General features: G+C 71.0%; 19 protein-coding genes and 2 pseudogenes. 9 read left to right on the forward strand and 12 right to left on the reverse strand.

The window, feature by feature from the left end; all coding sequences use genetic code 11:
- The 3 genes and pseudogenes from EFK10_RS51680 to EFK10_RS45370 form a co-directional block, all read right to left on the reverse strand.
- Positions 1-176: pseudogene (locus tag EFK10_RS51680) on the reverse strand (N-acetylneuraminate synthase family protein); the annotation flags it as partial.
- Positions 173-1,369: an acylneuraminate cytidylyltransferase gene (locus tag EFK10_RS45365; protein WP_127361474.1), complete on the reverse strand. Its 1,197-nt coding sequence runs from the start codon at positions 1,367-1,369 to the stop codon at positions 173-175. The pseudogene EFK10_RS51680 and the gene EFK10_RS45365, both read right to left, overlap by 4 nt.
- The gene (locus EFK10_RS45370; protein ID WP_127361475.1) at positions 1,366-2,682 is read right to left on the reverse strand and encodes a DUF6716 putative glycosyltransferase; all 1,317 of its coding nucleotides are present in this window, start codon (positions 2,680-2,682) and stop codon (positions 1,366-1,368) included. Before EFK10_RS45370 ends, EFK10_RS45365 begins: the two co-directional genes overlap by 4 nt.
- Positions 2,683-3,073: 391 nt before the next feature.
- Here EFK10_RS45370 and EFK10_RS45375 point away from each other — a divergent pair, with 391 nt between their 5' ends.
- From EFK10_RS45375 to EFK10_RS45385, 3 genes and pseudogenes are all read left to right on the forward strand, one after another.
- The gene (locus EFK10_RS45375; RefSeq protein WP_127361476.1) at positions 3,074-3,601 is read left to right on the forward strand and encodes a GNAT family N-acetyltransferase; all 528 of its coding nucleotides are present in this window, start codon (positions 3,074-3,076) and stop codon (positions 3,599-3,601) included.
- 84 nt (positions 3,602-3,685) lie between these two features.
- A complete protein-coding gene (locus EFK10_RS45380) occupies positions 3,686-3,979 on the forward strand; it encodes a DUF4229 domain-containing protein (protein WP_127361510.1) in 294 nt (97 codons plus the stop codon).
- 59 nt (positions 3,980-4,038) lie between these two features.
- A pseudogene (locus EFK10_RS45385) lies at positions 4,039-4,743 on the forward strand (AMP-binding protein); the annotation flags it as partial.
- Between the two features lie 59 nt (positions 4,744-4,802).
- Here EFK10_RS45385 and EFK10_RS45390 read toward each other — a convergent pair.
- Positions 4,803-5,006 (reverse strand): cold-shock protein, encoded by a 204-nt coding sequence (locus tag EFK10_RS45390; RefSeq protein WP_003984261.1) that lies wholly within the window; start codon positions 5,004-5,006, stop codon positions 4,803-4,805.
- Between the two features lie 287 nt (positions 5,007-5,293).
- Between EFK10_RS45390 and EFK10_RS45395 the strand changes: the two genes are divergently transcribed.
- From EFK10_RS45395 to EFK10_RS45410, 4 genes are read left to right on the forward strand one after another with little or no spacing between them, the layout of a single operon-like run.
- Positions 5,294-6,145, forward strand: coding sequence for a menaquinone biosynthetic enzyme MqnA/MqnD family protein (locus EFK10_RS45395; RefSeq protein ID WP_127361478.1), 852 nt, complete (start codon positions 5,294-5,296; stop codon positions 6,143-6,145).
- The gene (locus EFK10_RS45400; RefSeq protein WP_127361479.1) at positions 6,145-7,662 is read left to right on the forward strand and encodes a serine/threonine-protein kinase; all 1,518 of its coding nucleotides are present in this window, start codon (positions 6,145-6,147) and stop codon (positions 7,660-7,662) included. The genes EFK10_RS45395 and EFK10_RS45400 overlap by 1 nt, the downstream gene beginning before the upstream one ends.
- Positions 7,663-7,714: 52 nt before the next feature.
- The gene (gene mqnC / locus EFK10_RS45405) at positions 7,715-8,914 is read left to right on the forward strand and encodes a cyclic dehypoxanthinyl futalosine synthase (RefSeq protein ID WP_127361480.1); all 1,200 of its coding nucleotides are present in this window, start codon (positions 7,715-7,717) and stop codon (positions 8,912-8,914) included.
- Between the two features lie 17 nt (positions 8,915-8,931).
- On the forward strand, positions 8,932-9,447 hold the full coding sequence (locus tag EFK10_RS45410) for an imidazolonepropionase-like domain-containing protein (protein ID WP_127361481.1): 516 nt from the start codon (positions 8,932-8,934) through the stop codon (positions 9,445-9,447).
- 199 nt (positions 9,448-9,646) lie between these two features.
- On the opposite strand, the gene EFK10_RS45415 is transcribed toward EFK10_RS45410, so the two are convergent.
- Positions 9,647-9,832, reverse strand: coding sequence for a hypothetical protein (locus EFK10_RS45415; RefSeq protein WP_127361482.1), 186 nt, complete (start codon positions 9,830-9,832; stop codon positions 9,647-9,649).
- Positions 9,833-9,904: 72 nt separating this feature from the next.
- Here EFK10_RS45415 and EFK10_RS45420 point away from each other — a divergent pair, with 72 nt between their 5' ends.
- Together EFK10_RS45420 and EFK10_RS45425 are read left to right on the forward strand one after the other, a co-directional pair.
- The gene (locus EFK10_RS45420; protein WP_127361483.1) at positions 9,905-10,597 is read left to right on the forward strand and encodes a demethylmenaquinone methyltransferase; all 693 of its coding nucleotides are present in this window, start codon (positions 9,905-9,907) and stop codon (positions 10,595-10,597) included.
- Between the two features lie 62 nt (positions 10,598-10,659).
- Positions 10,660-11,946 carry a geranylgeranyl reductase family protein gene (locus EFK10_RS45425; protein ID WP_127361484.1) on the forward strand — a complete coding sequence of 429 codons (1,287 nt, stop codon included), beginning with the start codon at positions 10,660-10,662 and terminating at the stop codon, positions 11,944-11,946.
- Here EFK10_RS45425 and EFK10_RS45430 read toward each other — a convergent pair.
- The 7 genes from EFK10_RS45430 to EFK10_RS45460 form a co-directional block, all read right to left on the reverse strand.
- Positions 11,912-13,171 carry a condensation domain-containing protein gene (locus EFK10_RS45430; protein WP_127361485.1) on the reverse strand — a complete coding sequence of 420 codons (1,260 nt, stop codon included), beginning with the start codon at positions 13,169-13,171 and terminating at the stop codon, positions 11,912-11,914. The two genes, EFK10_RS45425 and EFK10_RS45430, sit on opposite strands and share 35 nt — an antisense overlap.
- A 24-nt stretch (positions 13,172-13,195) precedes the next feature.
- The gene (locus EFK10_RS45435; protein ID WP_127361486.1) at positions 13,196-14,101 is read right to left on the reverse strand and encodes an NAD-dependent epimerase/dehydratase family protein; all 906 of its coding nucleotides are present in this window, start codon (positions 14,099-14,101) and stop codon (positions 13,196-13,198) included.
- Between the two features lie 10 nt (positions 14,102-14,111).
- Positions 14,112-15,281 carry a GNAT family N-acetyltransferase gene (locus tag EFK10_RS45440; protein WP_127361487.1) on the reverse strand — a complete coding sequence of 390 codons (1,170 nt, stop codon included), beginning with the start codon at positions 15,279-15,281 and terminating at the stop codon, positions 14,112-14,114.
- A complete protein-coding gene (locus tag EFK10_RS45445) occupies positions 15,278-16,486 on the reverse strand; it encodes an aminotransferase class I/II-fold pyridoxal phosphate-dependent enzyme (RefSeq protein WP_127361488.1) in 1,209 nt (402 codons plus the stop codon). Before EFK10_RS45445 ends, EFK10_RS45440 begins: the two co-directional genes overlap by 4 nt.
- Before the next feature lie 19 nt (positions 16,487-16,505).
- The gene (locus EFK10_RS45450) at positions 16,506-17,750 is read right to left on the reverse strand and encodes a cytochrome P450 (protein ID WP_127361489.1); all 1,245 of its coding nucleotides are present in this window, start codon (positions 17,748-17,750) and stop codon (positions 16,506-16,508) included.
- 260 nt (positions 17,751-18,010) lie between these two features.
- Complete coding sequence (locus EFK10_RS45455; RefSeq protein WP_127361490.1) at positions 18,011-19,120, reverse strand: baeRF3 domain-containing protein; 1,110 nt, start codon at positions 19,118-19,120, stop codon at positions 18,011-18,013.
- A gap of 116 nt (positions 19,121-19,236) precedes the next feature.
- Positions 19,237-20,043: a C40 family peptidase gene (locus EFK10_RS45460; RefSeq protein WP_127361491.1), complete on the reverse strand. Its 807-nt coding sequence runs from the start codon at positions 20,041-20,043 to the stop codon at positions 19,237-19,239.
- Positions 20,044-20,462: the final 419 nt, after the last annotated feature.

Here is a 20,462-nt window from a genome sequence, read left to right on the forward strand (position 1 = left end):
CGCTTCTGGAACTTCACCGCATCGGCACCGGCCTCGACGGCCGCGTCGATCAGGGCGAAGGCGTCCTCCAGGCTGCCGTTGTGGTTGATGCCGATCTCACCCGTGACGTAGACGGGGTGGCCGGTGCCGACCAGGCGGTCGCCGATCCGGCGCACCTTGATAGGAGAGGAGGTCATCGCTTGTACAGTTCCTTTCCGAGAAGCCAGGCGGCTATCTCCCGGACAGCTCCGTGTCCGCCGTTTTTGGTCGTGGTAGTCCTGGCGGCGGCACGGGCTTCTGGTTGGGCGTCGGCGACCGCTACCGGCCAGCCGACGATGTTGAAACAGGGCAGGTCGTTTACGTCGTTTCCGGCGTAGAGCACCCTTTGGGGATCGACCCCCTGCTCGTCGCACCACTTTTTGAGTGCGAGGTCTTTACGATCGATGCCGTGCAGCACGGGAATGGAGAGCTTCCGTGCGCGGGCGGCGACGACCGGGTTGGTCTCGGTGGACAGGATCAGGATCTTCAGGCCCGCGCGGCGCAGCGCCGCGATGCCAAGGCCGTCGCCGCGGTGCACGGCCACGGTCTCCCGGCCGGCCTGGTCGATCCAGACGCGGTCGTCGGTCTGCGTACCGTCGAAGTCCAGGACGACGGCGTCGACGTCGTCGCGGGTGGGCAGCGCCCCCGGAGCGTCGGCGTCCAGCAGCGGGGCGAGGGCGCGGGCCCGGTCGAGGTCGCCGGGCTCGTCGATCTCCAGCACGCGGTCCGGGTCGGTGCGTACGAGGGTGGTGCGGCCGAAGAAGCGGTGCCCGGCGGTGCGGAAGCCGTCGGCACGCATGGCGTAGGCGGTGCCGGTCTCCAGGAATTCCTGCGGGCGGTCCTGGCGGCGCGGGCGGGAGGACTTGTCGTGGTTGACGCCGAAGGCACCTTCCTCATCCGTGCGCCAAATGAAGCCGTGGGTGGGCGCGGCGGTCAGGGCCGAGTCGGCGCCCTCCTCCACGACGGCGGCGGCGACGCCCTGGACTTCCTCGTGGGTGATGAAGGGGCTGGTGCACTGCACGAGCAGGACCACGTCCACCACGGCCTCGTGCCGGGCCTCGTAGTCGTCCATCGCGTGCAGCACGGCCGCCTCGCTGGTGGCGGTGTCGCCGGCGATCGCGGCGGGCCGCAGCACGACCTCGGCGCCGGCGCCACGGGCGGCCTCGGCGATCGACGGGTCGTCCGTGGACACCACGACGTCGGTGACCAGGCGCGCCTCGCGGCAGGCCCGTACGGCCCGCGTGACCAGCGGGACGCCACCGACCGGGGCGAGGTTCTTGCCGGGTACGCCCTTGGAGCCACCCCGGGCGGGGATGACCGCGAGGACGCGAGGCTGCTGACCGGTGCTCATATCTGTCCCCAGCGGCGGATCATGGGGGCCACCCGCTGGTGGCCGACCCGGTAGAGGCCCTTGGCGCTGCTGCGTACCGCCTTGCGCAGCGGGCGGCTGATGACCCCGGCGAAGCCGCTGCCGTCCCCGAGCGGGACGGGGAGCGGGCGGCCCTTCTCGTCCAGGCCGTGCCGGGCGAGGAGCTCGGGCAGGTAGAAGCTGCTGCGCTGCGGGGTGTGGAAGGTGCGCAGCACCGGCAGCGGGCCGTTCTCGCGCAGCACGGAGATGCGGGCACGGGCGGCGGCGTACGGGTTGCTCTTGCCGACGCCCTGGGAAGCCACCCACTGCGCGTCGGGGACGGGCACGACCCCGTTGTCGAGGTCGTCCCAGGAGGCGAGGCAGCCGGAGTTGACGAAGTAGTGGTTGCCGTGGGCCTCGCGGACACCGAAGTCGGTGAGGATCGCGGTCGGGATGCCGCGGTGCAGGGACTCCAGGGCGGCCGTGGAGCTGACCGTGACCAGCAGGTCGGTGTGGTCCAGGACCTCGCCCATGTTGCCGTACACCAGCTGGAGGTTCGGCGGCGCCGCCTCATCGAGCTCCTCGATGAGGACCTGGTACGGGTGCGCCTCGACGTGCGTGGTGTGCTCGCCCGGCAGGCTGCGCAGCTTGAACAGCACCAGGCGCTCGGGGTGGCGGCGGGCGTGCGCGGCGGCACGCTCCAGCAGGCGTATTCGGGCATTTCGGCCCTTGGGCACGGACGGCTGGACCGCGAAGCAGAGCGTGAACGGCCGGTCGGCGCTGTACACCGCGGGAGGGTCGTACGGGTCGCCGCCGAGGAAGGGCAGGGCGGCCTCGACAACGGTGTCCGGGTCGATGTTGACTCCCCGGAACGCGGTGCGGAAGCGGTCGGCGTCGAAGGCGCTGTTGGCGATCACGATGTCGATGCCGGCCCGGGTGAGCAGGCCGTCGATCAACTTCTCGTAGACAACTCCGACATATCCGGTTACAGTGATCGGCCGGTGCGGACGACCGTCCCAGTTCTGCCCGAGGCTGTGGGCCAGGGCCAGCGTCGTGCCGCCCGCGGTGGCGAAGACCAGGATGTCGGCGGCGGCCAGCTCCTCGTCGTCCACCAGCTCGGCGGCGATCACCTCCCGCTGGGTGTCCGGCTGGATACCGACCTCGGCCAGCTGACGCTCGGTGGGCGTCGAACGGGCACGCAGGAAGTACGCGTCGAGCCTGTGCTCGGGGGCGATCTGGCGAGCGACCGAGGCACCCCACTTCCAGCGGGTGTCCGAGTCGGCCAGCACGACGACGCGCTTCGGGGTTGTTGTCACGTGTGGGCCCTTCCGGGCGGGCGGTGCGACGCCCGGTGATGATGTGGTTGTGGGGGTACTCCCGATACGGGAGTGAGCTGAAGCTATGGACTGGGCATGAGGCAGGCCTGAGGACCGCCTTAGCCCCGGATGAGGAGAATCTGAGTGTTCGCCTCATGAGCGAACAGACCTCCTCGGTGTTGACGCATGCTCGACCAACAAAGTGACGTTTAGGGAAACCAGGTCTGGACGGCTCGTGTCATGGGTCTGTGACCTGCGACGTCGCGATTGTTGAGTTGGTCACTCCCAGGTCGGTGGCCATCCCAACTACCCTTGCCAGGCGGGCATATGGGGAACCAGGAGGCCCGCCCCGACGGGAGCCGCCCGCCGTTCGCGTCTACGCTCGCTACCTATGGCGACGCTCACCTATGTACTCGACCCCGAGCCCACCCCCGTACTCCTGGACCAGCTCACCGACCTCTGGGCCGACGTCTCCAACGCCGGCGGCGCCGTCGGCTTCGCCGACCTCCCGGTGCCCCGTGAGCTCGTACGGCCCGAGGTGGAGCGCTACGCCACGACCCTCGCCGAGGGCCGCACCCGGCTGCTCGGTGGCTTCGACGAGGACGGGCGGCTGGTCGCCACCGCCTTCTTCGGCTTCAACACCCACCGCCTCCAGGGCCACTGGTGCTGGCTCTACACCGTCATGGTCCACCCCTCCCTCCAGGGCGGCGGCCACGGTAGCGCCCTGCTCGTCGAGGCCGAGCGACACGCCCGCGACCTGGGCCTCGAAGCGCTCCGGCTCACCTGCCGGGGCGGTATGGGCCTGGAGGACTTCTACGGGCGCTGCGGCTACAAGGAGGTCGGCCGCGTGCCGGGCGGTCTGCGGGTCTCCGCCGACGACTACCGCGACGACATCATGATGTGGCTCCCGCTGACCTGACCGTCCGGGCCGCATGCTTCACTGGGTGGGCACAAACCACGAAACCGAAATGGGGAATCCGTCGTGAGCTGGAAGCCGAGTCCGATGCTCCGCTACACGCTGCTCCGCCTCGGCCTCTTCGTCGGCTGCTTCGCCGTCCTCTGGGGCCTGGTCTACGTACGGGTCCTCCCCGCGGGCCTCGGCAACTCCAACCTGCTCTGGGTCATGCTGCTCGCCCTCGTCATCAGCGCCCCGCTCAGCTTCGTCCTGCTGCGCGGCCCCCGCGAGGCCGCCTCGGTGCACGTCTCCCAGCGCGTCGAGCGCGCCCGGCGCAACTTCGACGCCACCGCCTCCCACGAGGACGCGGCGGACGACGCCGCTCGGGCCGCGCAGAGCTGACCCGGCCATCGCACCTGCTCAGCCGGGGCTGACGGCCCCCTGACGTGCAGCCGGTCCTGGCCGCGCACGGCAAGGCGCTCGCCACCGGCCACAGCCCCTCCCTCAGGCTCAAGGCCGCGCACAAGCTGTACGACCCGCTGGTCTACCGCCGCATCCGAGCCGCCCTCGGCGGCCGCGTCCGGTACGTCATCTGCGGCGGCTCACCGCTCGGCCGCCGCCTCACCGCCTTCTACGCAGGCGCCGGCATCCAGGTCTTCGAGGGCTACGGCCTGACGGAGACCGCCGCCGCCGCCGCCACCGTCACCCCGCCCCTGGCACCCCGCCTCGGCACCGTCGGCTGGCCGCTGCCCGGCTCGGCCGTCTGGATCGCCGAGGACTGCGAGGTGCTGCTCAGCGGCGGCCAGGTCTTCGGCGGCTACTGGAACACCTCCGTCGGCGCCGAACGCGCCTTCCAGCACGGCTGGTTCGCGACCGGTGACATCGGTGAGCTGGACGCCGACGGCTACCTCACCATCAACGGCCGCAACAAGGAGATCATCATCACCGCGGGCGGCAAGAACGTCGCCCCATCCAGCGCGCGGTCGACAACCGCCAATGCGACGGTCTCCCGCGCCGAGTCCATCCGCCGCTTCGTGGTCCTCCCGGTGGAGTTCACCGAGGACTCGGGGCACCTCACCCCGTCCATGAAGCTGAAGCGACAGGCCGTCCTCACCGACTTCGCCCAGGAGATCGAGGCGCTCTACGCCCCGCGACGCCGAGCGTAAAAAAGCAGGAGCCCCGCACCGAACTGCGGGGCTCCTTGGGTACTACTAGCAGGCCGCGATCAGACCGGCGTGACGTTCTCCGCCTGAGGACCCTTCGGGCCCTGGGTGACATCGAAGTTCACCTGCTGGTTCTCCTCCAGGGAGCGGAAGCCAGAGGCATTGATCGCGGAGTAGTGAACGAAGACATCCGGGCCGCCGCCGTCCTGGGCGATGAAGCCGAAGCCCTTTTCAGCGTTGAACCACTTGACGGTTCCGGTAGCCATAAGCCCTCCTTGGGCCAAAGGGTTGCCCTGCTCCAGAACCTGCTACTGCGAAGTCTGAAAACTACAAAAGCCTGCGGGTTACATGCTCCGCAGGCTCTGTACTGCAAGGGAAACCAAACTGCAACTTGCGATGACAGTAGCACGCAGGATCAGCGCCGGGGAAGACCAACAAGATCGGATTTCTGAACGGGTGTCGCGGCGGTAACGATCACTTCGCGCGGGGGTTGCGAAGCGGTGTCGCCAGGCCCCGCCGCAAGATCCACGAGCGCCGGGACTAGCCTCCTGATGTGGAAAAATCTGCGCCTGATGCCGCCGGCCGACCCACCCGCCCCCGAGTCGGGCACATCCAGTTCCTGAACTGCGTCCCCCTCTATTGGGGCCTCGCCCGGACGGGTGCCCTGCTCGACCTGGAGTTGACCAAGGACACCCCGGAGAAGCTCAGCGCCCAGCTGGTCCGGGGCGACCTGGACATCGGACCGATCACCCTCATGGAATACCTCAAGCACGCCGACGAGTTGATCGCCCTCCCCGACATCGCCGTCGGCTGCGACGGCCCCGTCATGTCGTGCGTGATCGTCAGCCAGGTCCCCCTCGACCGGCTCGACGGCGCCCGGGTCGCCCTTGGTTCCACCAGTCGTACGTCTGTACGCCTCGCCGAGCTGCTGCTCGCCGACCGCTACGGCGTCGCCCCGGAGTACTACACCTGCCCGCCCGACCTCGGCCTGATGATGCGCGAGGCCCAGGCGGCCGTCCTGATCGGCGACGCGGCGCTGCGCGCCTATCTGCACGACGGGCCGCAGCTCGGCCTGGAGGTTCACGACCTCGGCCTGATGTGGAAGGAGTGGACAGGGCTGCCCTTCGTCTTCGCCGTCTGGGCCGCCCGCCGCGACTTCCTGGCCCGCGAGCCCGAGACCGTGCACCAGGTCCACCAGGCCTTCCTGGCCTCCCGCGACCTCTCGCTGGAGGAAGTCCCCAAGGTCGCCGAGCAGGCCGCCCGCTGGGAGACCTTCGACTCCGACACCCTCCAGCGCTACTTCACCACCCTTGACTTCTCCCTCGGCGCCGAGCAGCTCACCGGCATCGCCGAATTCGCCCGACGCGTCGGCTTCCCGCCGGAGGCGAGGGTAGAACTGCTGTAATGCAGCCACTGGAAGCGAACGACCCGACCGTCATCGGCACCTATCGGTTACTGGGGCGGCTCGGCGCGGGCGGCATGGGCCGGGTGTACCTGGGCCGCAGCCCCGGCGGGCGGACCGTCGCGGTCAAGGTCGTACGCTCCGAACTCGCCGACGACGCCGAGTTCCGTACGAGATTCCGGCGTGAGGTCGACGCGGCCCGAAGAGTCGGCGGTGCCTGGAGCGCCCCCGTGCTCGACGCCGACACCGAGTCTCCGGTGCCCTGGATCGCCACCGGGTACGTGGCCGGGCCCGCGCTGTCCGACGCGGTCGCCGAGATCGGACCGCTGCCGGAAACAGGGGCGCTGGCTCTGGGCGCCGGGCTGGCCGAGACGCTGGCCCATGTGCACGGCCTCGGGCTCGTCCACCGCGACCTCAAGCCCGCCAACGTACTCCTCGCCCTCGACGGGCCCCGCCTGATCGACTTCGGCATCGCCCGCGCCATGGACGCCACGGCCGCCGGCGCCACCGGTACCGGGGTCGTCGTCGGTTCCCCCGGCTACATGTCCCCCGAGCAGGTGCTCGCCCGGCCGATCGGCCCGCCGTCCGACGTCTTTGCGCTGGGCGCGGTGCTGGCATACGCGACCACCGGACGCGGGCCCTTCCGGGGGGACAGCGCAGCCGTCCTCCTCTACAAGGTCGCCCACGAGGAACCCGAGCTGGACGGCATGCCCGCCGGCCTGCGCGAGGTCGCCGAAGCCTGCCTCGCCAAGGACCCGGCGGCGCGGCCGAGTCCCGTCGAGGTCGCGCGGCGCCTCGTGCCGGGCGGCGCCTCCGCTCTCGTACGGCAGGGTTGGCTGCCGGCCGCCCTCACCGGGCAACTGGCTGCCCGGGCGGTCGAACTGCTCAACCTGGAGGCCGCTGCGCCGCAGGAAGCGGCACCGGCCGGCTTCGGGCCGGCGCCCAGCGACTACGTGCCGCTGGCGCGGGAGCGGGAGCCATGGCCGGAGCCGGAGCCGGGCCCGGAGAAGCCTCGGCGGAGGCGTATCGCGGTTGCGGCGGCCGTGGTGGTGACACTGGCGGTGGCCGCCGGGCTCGCGGTGTGGCTGCTGCCCCGCGACGGCAAGAGCAGTGGCCCGGTAGCGGCGACGGAGTCGGCCACGGGCACGCCCGCATCCGTACCAGCCGCCTTCATCGGCCGCTGGAAGGGCGACACGACAACCTCGAACCTCGGGGCGCCTGGAACCATGGACATCACCATCAAGGACGGCCGGGTCGGGGCGGTCGTCGGCCGTGACCACAGCGTTCTGGACTTCCTGGGCACGACCTACGACTGCAGCGGGGACTGGAAGCTCAGCAAGGTCACGGCCAAGGAGATCGTCCTCGACACCAGTGGCGGCACCAACCCGCACCCCGGAATCTGCTCCGACGGCTCCAACAACGAACGCTTCACACTCAATTCCGACGGCACCCTGTACTACAAATCCGGCGACAGCCTGGCCGGCAAGCCCGAAGGCGACCTCACCAAGTCGGGCGGCTGACCCCCTGGCGTACGCTGAGCAGGTCCGTCAAACCCTCCGGAAGGGATGCCCGGTGCCCGAGACCGCCGATCTTCAGTCCGTTCTCGACCGTGCTGCGGCGGGCGGCCGCATCACCCCGGAGGAGGCCCTCGGCCTCTACCGGTCCGCGCCCCTCCACGCGCTCGGCTCGGCCGCCGACGCCGTTCGCCGACGCCGCTACGCCGGCACCGAGCACATCGCGACGTACATCATCGAGCGGAACATCAACTACACGAACGTGTGCGTCACGGCGTGCAAGTTCTGCGCCTTCTACGCCGCCCCCAAGGACACCGACAAGGGCTGGACCCGCGACCTCGACGACATCCTGCGCCGCTGCGCCGAGACCGTCGAACTCGGCGGCACCCAGATCATGTTCCAGGGCGGCCACCACCCGGACTACGGCGTCGAGTACTACGAGAAGCACTTCTCCGCCATCAAGCAGGCCTTCCCGCAGCTGGTCATCCACTCCCTCGGCGCGTCCGAGGTCGAGCACATGGCCCGTATCTCGGCTGTCACCGTCGAGGAGGCCATCAGCCGCATCCACGCGGCCGGGCTGGACTCCTTCGCGGGCGCCGGCGCGGAGTTGCTGCCGGAACGGCCGCGCAAGGCGATCGCCCCGCTGAAGGAGAGCGGCGAACGCTGGCTGGAAATCATGGAGACCGCGCACGGGCTGGGTGTGGAGTCCACCTCCACCATGCTCATGGGCACCGGCGAGACCAACGCCGAGCGCATCGAGCACCTGCGCATGATCCGGGACGTCCAGGACCGTACGGGCGGCTTCCGCGCCTTCATCCCGTACACCTACCAGCCCGAGAACAACCACCTGAAGGGCCAGACGCAGGCCACGATCTTCGAGTACCTGCGCCTGATCGCGGTCGCCCGGCTCTTCCTCGACAACGTCGCCCACATCCAGGGCTCCTGGCTCACCGTCGGCAAGGAGGCCGGCCAGCTCTCGCTGCACTACGGCGCCGACGACCTCGGCTCGGTGATGCTGGAGGAGAACGTCGTCTCCTCCGCCGGCGCCAAGCACCGCTCGAACCGCATGGAGCTCATCCACCTCATCCGGACCGCCGGCCGCGTCCCGGCGCAGCGCGCGACCACCTACGAGCACCTCGTCGTCCACGACGACCCGGCGAACGACCCGGTCAACGACCACGTTGTCTCCCACCTCTCCTCCACGGCTATTGAGGGCGGCACCGCGCACCCCGAGCTGAAGCTCATCGACGCGTCCTGACGGCTGTCGGATTCCTGATGCTCACGCTGCACGCCGGTTCCGACGGGCAGGCCGTCGTGGTGTCCGGCGACCGCTTCGCGGCCGTCGGACCGTACGAGGAGCTGCTCGCGGAGTACGGCGAGCGGGCCCGGGTCCGGAAGTGGGACGGGGTGCTCACCCCGGGGCGCCACGAGCCGGACGCCGTCGCGCTGCTGGAGGCCGCCTACTGGCCGGACCCCCGGGAGGCGGAGGAACTCGGCACCGATCCGCTGACCGGCGCCGCGCTCACCGCGCTGGGGATGACCGACACCCGCTGGGCTGCCAGTGCCCGGCGCGGGGTGCAGCGGCTGCTGGCGGCCGGGACCACCACCGTCGCCGGCCCTTTCACCAGGCCCGCTGTGCGGTCCGCGGTCGAGCGGTCGGCCATCCGGGTCGGCGCCGCGCGGCCCGGGGCGCTGGTCCCGGCCGACGTCGCCGACTTCGCGGTGTTCGCCGGGGACGGCCGCTGCCTGGCCACCGTGCTGGGCGGCCGGCTGGTGCACCGGCGGGCGTAGAACCGCTCGCGCGTCAGGGCCCGATCACGATGCAGGAGTAAGAGGCCGCGCAGATAGGTGGGGTGGAGGAAGGAGCGGGTCGAGGGCCGAGTCTGGCAAGGCGGAGGAGGGAGACGCAGCGGAGCTGCGGCGACCGACGACAACGCCGCCAGGCGAGAGCCATCGGCACGCGACGCCGCACCACCTATCTGCGCGGCCTCTAAGCGACGATGCCGTTCTCGTCGGGCGTGGGGAGCGGGGAGGGCGTCGGGCACTGCCCCCACGTGGCGCCCCCCGGCTCGTCCGCCGCCTCCGACGAGGCGTTGAGCCACTGCGTAAGCCCCGCCCCCAGCACGACGAGCAGCAGCCAGCCGCCGACCAGATACCGCTTCGCTCGTAAGGACACGCGCTGATGGTATTGGCCGCCGACACGACCCCTGCGGCGGGGGCGTGGTCGGGCGGGGTCCAGAATGGGGGCGTGACCCGAGCATCCCTGGACAAGCAGCCGCACGAAGTCGCCGCGATGTTCGACGACGTCGCGGCCAACTACGACCTGACCAACGACGTGCTGTCGCTCGGCCAGGACCGCCGTTGGCGCAAGGCGGTGGCCCAGGCCCTGGACGTACGCCCGGGAGAGCGCGTCCTGGACCTCGGGGCGGGCACCGGGACGTCGTCCCTGCCGTTCGCCGCCGCAGGGGCGAAGGTCGTGCCGTGCGACTTCTCCCTCGGGATGCTGCGGGAGGGCAAGAAGCGCAACCCCTTCCTCCCGCTGACCGCCGGTGACGCGACCCGGCTGCCGTTCGCGGACGGGGTCTTCGACGCCGTCACCATCTCCTTCGCGCTGCGCAACGTCCACGACACCGACGCCGCGCTCCGCGAGATGTTCCGGGTCGCCAAGCCGGGCGGCCGGGTCGTCATCTGCGAGTTCAGCCACCCCACCTGGGCACCCTTCCGCACCGTCTACACGGAATACCTCATGCGCGCCCTGCCGCCGGTCGCGACCGCGGTCAGCAGCAGCCCGGACGCGTACGTCTATCTCGCCGAGTCCATCCGCGCCTGGCCCGACCAGCCCGCGCTCGCGGCGAAGCTGCAGAAGGCCGGCTGGGCGAAGGTCGCCTGGCGCAATCTGACCGGCGGCATCGTCGCCCTGCACCGCGCCACCAAGCCGTAGTCCGCGTCCGACTCTCCGCAGTTCTCCGCAGTCCGACTCTTACGAAACGGGAGATCCCGACCGTGACAGAAGCCGTCGCTTCCGAACGCAGCGCCGATGTGATCGTCGTAGGGGCCGGTCCCGCCGGTTCGACCACGGCGTACTACCTGGCCAAGGCCGGGCTTGACGTCCTGCTCCTGGAGAAGACCACCTTCCCGCGCGAGAAGGTCTGCGGCGACGGGCTGACCCCGCGCGCGACCAAGCAACTGGTCGGCATGGGCATCGACATCTCCGAAGAGGCCGGCTGGCTGCGCAACAAGGGCCTGCGCATCATCGCCGGCGGTGTCCGCCTCCAGCTCGACTGGCCGGAACTCGCCTCCTTCCCGGACTACGGACTCGTACGCAAGCGCGAGGACTTCGACGAACTCCTCGCCCGTCAGGCCGAGAAGGCCGGCGCCCGCCTCTATGAGCGCTGCAATGTCGGCGCCCCGATCCGCGACGAGCGGACCGGCCGGATCACCGGCGTCGAGGCGAAGCTCGGCGAGGAGAAGACCCCCGTCACCTTCCACGCGCCGCTGGTGGTGGCCGCCGACGGCAACTCCACCCGGCTGTCGCTCGCGATGGGCCTGCACCGGCGTGAGGACCGCCCGATGGGCGTCGCCGTACGGACGTACTTCACCTCGCCGCGCCACGAAGACGACTATCTGGAGTCCTGGCTGGAGCTGTGGGACAAGCGCGGTCCCGAGGACCGGCTGCTGCCCGGCTACGGCTGGATCTTCGGCATGGGCGACGGCACGTCGAACGTCGGGCTCGGCATCCTCAACTCGTCCTCCGCCTTCAAGGAACTGGACTGGCGCGAGGTCCTCAAGTCCTGGTGCGCCTCCATGCCCGAGGACTGGGGCTACACCGACGACAACCAGATCGGTCCCATCCGGGGCGCGGCGCTGCCCATGGCCTTCAACCGGCAGCCGCACTACACCAGAGGCCTGCTGCTGGTAGGTGACGCGGGCGGTCTCGTCAACCCGTTCAACGGCGAGGGCATCGCCTACGCGATGGAATCCGGGCAGATCGCCGCGGATGTCATCGTGCAGGCGCACGCCCGCCAGACGTCCGGGCAGCGCGAACTCGCCCTGCAGGCCTACCCGCGCATCCTCAAGGACACCTACGGCGGCTACTACACGCTCGGCCGCGCCTTCGTGAAGATGATCGGCAACCCCAAGGTCATGAAGGTCGCGACCCAGCGCGGCCTGACCCACCCCATGCTGATGAAGTTCACGCTCAAGCTGCTTGCCAACCTCACCGACCCGGTCGGTGGCGACGCGATGGACCGCGTGATCAACGGACTGACAAAGGTCGCTCCGCGTTCGTGAGATGAGACATGGCTCGGTCGCAGAGCTTTGCGCTGCGGCCGTCGTCCGTCGAGGTGACGGTGAAGAAGAGCCGTCCGGCGTGCCCGACGGCGAACACCAGGGGCGTGCCGGACAGGCTCGTGTGGGCGGCCGGGTATAGGGCGTCGAGGCGCAGCGGTCCGTAGTCGACCGGGACCGACGACAGACGCATGTTGCTGATGGAGACGTCGAAGAGGCTCTGCCGGCGCTCGCTGCGCAGCAGCAGTGAACTGATGGCCGCGCGGGGGAGGAACGGGAGCAGGCGGAGGACCCGGACCAGCGGAACGAGCTCGTCGGGGCGCAGGCGGCGGTGGATGTCGGCTCTGACACTTCGGGCCACGTCCCAGAAGTCGTCGGGGCTGCTTCCGTCGACCTCCGTCAGGAGGGTGGCCGCGTAGAGGCCGACCGCCTCGCCCGGGGACGGGTCCAGCACCCGCCGCAGATCCGCCGGTACGGCGATGGCGGCCGGGGCCGGGTGGCCGAAGTCGGCGAGGTCGGCGAGGGCGCGGGCGAAGGCGGTGCTGAGTGCGGCCTGGAGGGTGGCGCCCTCGGCGCGGCAGCGGGTGAGGAGAGCCGAGGTCGCGGAGGCGTCGAGAGACCAGGTGGCGTGGCAGAGCGGGCCGCCGCCCGGGTGTGGCGGGCGGCCCTTGCCGCGCAGTTCGCGGGCCATCCTGCGCAGGTCGGCGGGATCGACGCGGCGGCCGGGGAGCAGGTCGTCGGCGGGAGCGGCGAGGACGGGGGACATGTCGGCCGCCGGGTCGGCGAGGCGGCGCAGCAGATCCCGCAGGACGACGCACAGCGACAGGCCGTCGGCGACGAGGTGGTGGTAGATCCCCACCAGGTCGAAGGAGTCGCCGGCGTCGACCATGACGAAGCGGGCCAGCGGCCCGGTGCCGGTGTCGAAGGGGCGCTGCAGCTCCTCCTCGACGATCTCGACGGTACGGCCGAAGTGGTCCGGGCCGGTCACCCTGACCACCCGCAGGTCCGGGTCCGGCACCCCCTCCGTGGTGAGCCGGGCCTGCCAGGGACCGGCGTCGGCGATGCGTGCGGCGAGCAGCGGGTGCCGCTCGCGGGCGGCGGTCAGCGCCGCGCGCAGCAGGTTGGGCGTGGTCCGGCCGTGAATGCGGCCGGTGAGCGCGATGTTGACGGGGAGCACCTCGCCGGCCGCCCACACGAAGCGCTCGGTCGGTGACAGTCGGCGGCGCATGCTGTTGCTCCTCTACGAAGTCCGCTACGCGGTAAGGGCTGCCCGCAGTCCTTCGGGCAGTGTGATCTCCGGGGTGAACGGCAGCCGGCCCGGCGCGCTGGTCCAGGCGGGGTGCAGCGCCTCGGCGACCTTGTCCGGGTTGAGGACGGACCCGCGGCCGAACACCCGGGCCGCAGCCACCGCCACGCCCCCCGGGATGTGCACCACCCGGGGCGCCCGCCGCCCCAGCACCGCGGCGACCGCCGCACCGATGTCGGCCCAGAGATGCTCAGTGCCGTCGCTGACGTGGTAAATCGCGCCGGGAGCACCGGAGTCGGCGGCAGTGAGCAGGGCCTGGCACAGGTCGTCCACGTGGATCAGCGAGTAGTGGCGCGGCCCGCGGCGGCCGATGGCGGGCAGCAGCCCGGTGCGCACCGCCGTCACCAGGCGGGGCAGGAACTCGCGGTCACCGGGGCCGTAGACGATCGGCGGCCGCACGATCACGCCGGGCACGCGGTGGGCGACCTCGCGCAGCGCGTGTTCGCCGCCGAGCTTGCTGCGGCCGTACGCGGAGACCGGCGCCGGCTCCTCCTCCTCGCGGCGCTGCCGTCCGGGGCCGGCGGCGGCGAGCGAGGAGCAGTGGACCAGACGCGGTGGCTCCGGCAGCGCGGCGAGGGCGGCGCAGAGCCGTCGGGTGCCTTCGGCGTTGACCCGGTCGTAGAGGTGGTGGCTCGGCGCCTTGGTGACCCCGGCGAGGTGGATGACGCGGTCGACGCCCTGGACCGCGGCGAGCAGCCCGGCGCCGGTGGCCAGGTCGCCGTACGCCGTCCGCACGCCTGGGAGGGCCGGGATCGCGCGTACCAGAGCGGTGACGTCGTGGCCGCCGTCGGTGAGGTGGCGCAGCATTCTCCGGCCGATGAAGCCGGTCGCGCCGGTGACGAGATACCTCATACGGAGCACCTCATACGGAAGCCCGCTCGTAGAGGCGGTGGGTGCGGAAGACGATGCCGCCGACGGCCTTGGCGTAGCGGTTGGCGTCGCGGTTGTCCTCCAGGATCCAGGAGAACTCGCTCTCGGTGTAGCCGAGGCGGAAGGCCGCTCGCTGGGTCTGGAGGTACATGGCGGCAGCCAGGCCGCGGTTGCGGTGCTCCTTCCTGATGCCTGAGGTGATGGCGCGGGTGCGGTTGATGCGGCGGGCGGCCCGGCTGATGCGGATCAGCCCGATGGGCAGGCCGCAGGTGGTGAGCCGGCCGCGGGCGGCGCGCAGGGCCTGGTTGGTGTCGGGGAGCCAGAGGGTGAAGGCGACGGGCTCGTCGTGGACCTCGGCGATCTGGAGCAGCTCGGGCTTCAGGATGGGCTTCAACTGCCGGACCGAATAGTCGAATTCGGCATCGGTCATGGGGACGGCGGCGTAGTTCTCGGCCCAGGCGTCGTTGTAGATGCCCTTGACGGCCGCCAGGTCGGCGTCGAAGCGCGCCATGTCGAGCGGCCGGACGCGGACGCCGGGGTCGGCCAGGGCGCGGTCGGCGACGCGGCGGATGACGGCCGGCGGCTCGCCGTCGGGGGACATCGGGATCCGCCAGGAGAGCAGATCCTTGGCCTTGGTGAAGCCGCAGCCTTCCAGCAGCGCCGGATAGTACGGCGGGTTGTACGGCATCATCATGGTCGGCGGGCCGTCGAAGCCGTCCACCAGCACTCCGCACTCGTCGTTCGTGGAGAAGCTGAGCGGGCCGAGCATCCGGCTCAGGCCGCGCTGGGCCAGCCAGCCGGCCGCCGTGTCGAGGAGCGCGCCGGCGACCCCGGCGTCGTCGGCGCACTCGAAGAGCCCGAAGTGGCCGCACTTGGGGTCGTGGCGCTCGTTGAAGCGCGGGTCGACGATGGCGGCGATCCGGCCGACGACCGCAGCACCGCGCCGGGCCAGGAAGAGCTGCACCGTACCCACGTCGTGGAAGGGGTTGCGGCGCGGATCGAGGAAGGCGCGCCGCTCCCGCTCCAACGGGGCGACCCAGTGCGGGTCGTCACGGTGGAGTGCGTACGGGCGGCGGATGAAGGCGGTGGTGTCGGCGCGACCCCGGACGGGCGTGACGGTGACAGGCGCGATGGCGACGGGCGTGCCGGTGATCGCGGTCATCGGACACCCACCGCTTCCCGGTCCCGCAGGCCGAGGCGGTGGCCGGCGGCGGCGAAGGCGTCGAGGATCCGGGCGATGTGGTCGTCGGTGTGAGTGGCCTGCAGGGACAGCCGGATCAGCGCCCGGCCCATCGGCACGGCGGGGGCGACCACGGCATGGGTGAACACGCCCTCGTCCAGGACCTCCTTCCACATCCGCCCGCACAACTCGGCGTCGCCGATGTGCACGGGGACGATCGGGGTGACGGACTCGCCCGCGTCCCCGGTGTCGAAGCCGAGCGCCCGCAGCCCGCCCTCCAGCCGCCTCGCCAGCTCGAACACCCGTGTACGGCGCTCGGGTTCCGTCTCGATGATGTCCAGCGCGGCGAGCGCGGCGGCGACCGTGGCCGGCGGCATCGAGGCGGTGAAGATGACCGGCCGTGCGCTGTAGCGCAGGTAGCCGACGATGTCGGCCGGACCGGCGAGCACGCCGCCGACCGAGCCGAAGCACTTCGACAGGGTGCCGGTGTACAGGTCCACGGCGTCCGGCAGTCCGAAGTGCTCGGCCACGCCCCGGCCGTGGGCGCCGAGCAGCCCGATGTCGTGAGCGCCGTCGACCACCAGCCGGGCGCCGTGGCGCCGGGCGAGCGCGGTGAGTTCGGGCAGCCGGCACAGGTCGCCCTCCATGGAGAACAGTCCGTCCGTGACGATGACCTTGGCGGCGCCGGTATCGGCCGTGAGCTGCCGCTCCAGATCGGCCATGTCGGAGTGCCGGTACAGGCGCTTTTCGGCGGCTCCGAGCCGGATGGCGTCCACCATCGAGGCGTGGTTGGCCATGTCGCTGAAGACGAGGTCGCCCCTGCCGAACAGCGGTGTGAGCGCCAGGTTCGCCTGAAAGCCGGTCGTGGTCACGATCGCCGCCTCGCGGCCGAGGAACGCGGCGAGCCGGGCCTCCAGCTCCTCGTGCAGCGGCAGCGTCCCGCACACCAGGCGGCTCCCGGAGCACGAGGTGCCGTAACGGTCCAGCGCCCGGGCGGCGGCCGCCCGCACTCTCGGGTCGCCCGACAGCCCGAGGTAGTCATTGCAGGCGGTCATGACCACCCGTACGCCGTCGACCAGGACCTCCCCGTCCCCGGCCGTTGCCATGGGGCGGTAGAAGGGTCGTGGACCGGCCTCCGTCATGGCCCGGGCGAGCGGCGGCAGATGTTTGGCGAAGATGTCCGCCATGGTTTCTCTCCTCAGATCCTCAGAGCGCGATGGGGAGGCGGGTGATATCGGCCATGCTCGGCCCGGGCTGCCGTACCGGTGGCGCGGCGAGTCGGGCGCCCGGCAGTTCGCGGGCGAAGCCCCGCATGAAAGCGGTGGCCTGGGCACGGGCGAGCAGGGCGCCCAGGCAGTAGTGCAGTCCTGAGCCGTAGGCCAGCAGTCGTTGCGGCGGACGGTCTGGATCGAAGGTGTGCGGGTCCGCGAAGAGCTCCGGGTCGCGGTGCGCGGCGCCGATGAGGGCGTGGACGATCTGGCCCCCGGGCAGCGGCCGCCCGCCGAGTTCCGTGTCGGCGCCGGCGACCCGGGTCACCACCCGGCCCGGTGGATCCCAGCGCAGCATCTCGTCGACGAGCCGGTCGGCGAAGTCCGGCTCCCGGCCGATCCTCGCCGCGAGCCCCGGGAGGGTCGCCAGTGCCTGGGCCAGGCCGGCCAGCAGCGCGGCGGTGGTGGGCACCCCGGCCGAGAACAGCGTCAGCAGCAGATAGCGCGCCCCCTCCGGATCGTCGGCCGCCCAGCGGGACAGCAGATCGCCGGTCGGCCGCCGCCGGCGGTCGGCCAGGATCCGCTCGTAGCAGGCCAGTTGGGCCTCGGCGGCCTGGTCGGCCCGGCGTACGACACTCGGCGGGCTGGCCAGCTCCTCGACCCGAACCATGGCCAGGCTCTCAGCGGTCAGCCATGCCTGGTCGACCGCCGCGGGCAGCCCGAGCAGCCCGGCGAGCACGGCGGTCGGCAGCGGACGGCAGACCGCCCCCACGATGTCGGCGGAGCCCTCCCGGCGGACCCGGGCCGCGAAGTCGCTCACGTACTCGTCGGCCAGCGGCTCCACGACGGACGCCGCCAGGTCCGCCACCACCCGGGGAGTGAGCGCCGCCGCCAGCGGGCGGCGCCGTGCCGTGTGCTCAGGCGGATCCTGCTGCAGCGGCGTCTCGCAGAGGCCTGCCGTGCTCGGGCTGTCGCGCCAGCCGGGCCGGTGCCGGTCCCGCCAGGACGCGCTGAGGGTGCGCCAGTTCCGTTCGGCGAGCACTTGTCGGCAGTCGTCGTAGCCGGTGACGAGCAGCGCGCGCCAGGGGGTGGGCACCAGCGGTCCCGCGGCGCGCAGCTCGTCGTAGACGACGGCCAGATTCCGCGGGTCCGAGACATGGCGCCACCGTCGTACGAGACCGGCGGTGGCGCGGGCGTCCAGAGTCGGGGCACTCGGGATACTCAGCAAAAGCTTCTGACTCATCTGTCGTCGGAACGGGCTTCGGCCTGAAGTCGGATATGGAAGCCTGCTCCGCCGACCGCACTCCGGGCCAGCCGAAAGCGCCCTTTTCACCTGTACGTGGACTAAGTTCGCTTTTCACCGCGCAAGTCAGTACGGCATCCGACCGCGTGCACCTACCCGGCCCCTGGTGACCCGCCGCCGGTCAGACCCCCTCGCCGGCCACCACCGCACTCGCCCCAACAGCCCCAGGAAGCCCAGCAGTCCGAGCAGTCCGAGCAGCCTCAGAAGCGGAGCACCGCGGCGATGTGATCGTGCGCCGAGAGCGTGCCGTCGGGGAGGAAGACCACCTCGCCGCCGGTGTCGAGCGTGGCCTCGATGATCTCGTCGACGATGTCCTCGCGGACGGCGAGGTCGACGGCGGCCTCGGAGTCGGAGGGCAGCAGGTGGCTGTCGGTGACGACCACGGTCCGCTGGAAGCCGTCCTCGACCGCGAGCAGGTCGATGCGGCCCTCGCGCACGGTCTGCCAGACCTCGTCCAGACCGGCGGCGAAGACCTTGCGGCCCTGGGCGTTCTCGATCCGCTGGGTCACCCGGTCGATCTCGTGCACGGCCTCGGCCGCCAGCACCGGCCGCAGCTCCTGTGCCAGAGCGGGGGCGGGGCCGTTGGCCAGGCCGCCGCTGTGGACGCGCCCGGTGGCCGACTTGGCTGTCGTGCCGACGTCGTCGAGGAGGCTCAGCTCCTGCGGCAGGCCGACCAGGTGGAAGGGCCGGGGGTTCTCGGCGAGCAGTGCGTGCAGGGCCACGTCGACCTGACGGAAGTAGCGCCGGGCCTCTTCACCCCGCAGCGGGTCGAAACGGTCACCGACGCGCTCCTGGTGCTCGGGGTCGGGCTGGGGGACGTCGGGTTCCATCGGGAAGTCGCCGGTCTCGGCCTTGCGAATCTCGTCGAAGCTGCCGCTCCACAGCGTCGTGAGGTTCAGCGACACCGCCAGCACCCAGTACGGGTGCGCCTGCTCGCGGGCCGCGACGAGATTGCGGGTCTCGAAGGTGTCGCTGAGGACGACCCGTTCGGGCACGGTGCGCGGCAGGTCCCAGACGTGGTTCTCGCCGTGCGCCGCGAAGAGCACCAGCCCGTCCAGGCTGTGCCGAAAATCGACCTCGGCGACGGCCCGGTCCAGTTGGCCCGCGACCTCGAAGCGCGCCTCCCGGGACACCGCGGGATCGGCTTCGAGGCGGCGCTTGGCCTCGGCGACGAGGTTGCGCAGCCGGACCGGATCCTCCGAGTTCAGCCGCTGGCGGCGATGGACCGGCAGCGCCACAGTGACAGCGGGATAAGGCCGCCGTGCGCGCAGCTCCACGAGTGTGCCCGATGTCAGGTCAGTGATGTGCATCAGCGCCTCCCGACGGTGGCTCTTCCCCCAAGCATCACGCACCTGCCGCGGGCCCGCGCGGTGAAGGGGGAGGGGCCGCCGACTTTTTCCAAAACCGGCGGCCCCGCACAAAAACGTCAGGCGACGCGTACCGCCGAGGTGGGCATGTAGTAGGCCATCTTCTGGATGACGACGCCCTTGCTGGGGTTCGCGGCGTCCAGGTACTCGCCATTACCGACATATACGGCGACGTGGTAGGCCGAGCCGCGTCCGCCCCAGAAGAGCAGGTCGCCGACCTGGACGTTGGAGACGGAGACCGCGGTGCCGACGGTCGACTGCTCGGCGGCCGTGCGCGGCAGGTCGACGCCGATGGCCGCGAAGGCGGCCTTGGTGAGGCCGGAGCAGTCGTAGGAGGAGGGGCCCGAGGCGCCGTAGACGTACGACTTGCCGACCTGGGCCTGGAGGAAGCCGATCACCGCGGCGATGCTTCCGGTCGCCGACGAGGAGGTGGAGGTGAGCGTGGTGCGCGCGGAGGAGCGGGAGGCGGCGGCGGTGTCACGAGCCTTGGCGGCGGCCTTTGCGGCGGCGGCCTTGCGGTCGGCGGTGCGCTTGGCCTTCTCGGCCTGCTTGAGGGCCGCTTGGTACGCGTCGTCCTTCTCAGCCTGGACCTGGAGGTCGAGCGCGGTCTGGTCCAGCGCGTCGACGGCCTGCGCGGCCGTGGTGGCCGTCGACAGGGGGACCACCGGGATGCTGCCGGTGGTGGCCGGGTCGTTCGTCGTGGCGGTGTCAGCGTTCGCCGGAGCCGACATTCCGGTCAGAGCAAGCGTGCCGATGACGCCGCCGGCGATTCCTGCGCGGCGCACCCAGTTGGGGTTGGGCACGGTCTGCGAGGCACGTCGCCGACGGCGTATATGCGAGGTCGTATCGGTCTGAGAAGGAGACATGGACTCTTGGGTATCAGGCGTCAGCGGTTCCGCTCAACAAAAGTGCGATCCGCCACAGTTGAGGGCGCTGTACCGCTATCATCCGTTTTTTGATCTTCCTTATAACCGGCATACACGACATCAAGTCCATTTGCTCGTGCGCGCGTTCACGTGCCTCCCGGGCCCGTCAGTACGGGGGTTGCCGTCTCACCCGCACGGGCGGCGGAGTGCTACCACGTCGCGCCGTCCATCTCCAATTTGCCTGCGTTGCAAGATTCTTGATAATGCAACAACCGCTGCGACCAGCGGTAACGCGCCGAAATGTGACTTCTGGTGATCATTTGAGTGTGACGAGTGAGAAGATCACCGCTCATCCGACTTCATGATCATTCACCGGGTGGCGTAGATCACAAAGGCGAGAGTGAACCCCGTGTCGCAGA

It is taken from the genome of Streptomyces soli, assembly GCF_003999195.1.
In the GTDB taxonomy this organism is placed as follows: Bacteria; Actinomycetota; Actinomycetes; order Streptomycetales; family Streptomycetaceae; genus Actinacidiphila; species Actinacidiphila soli.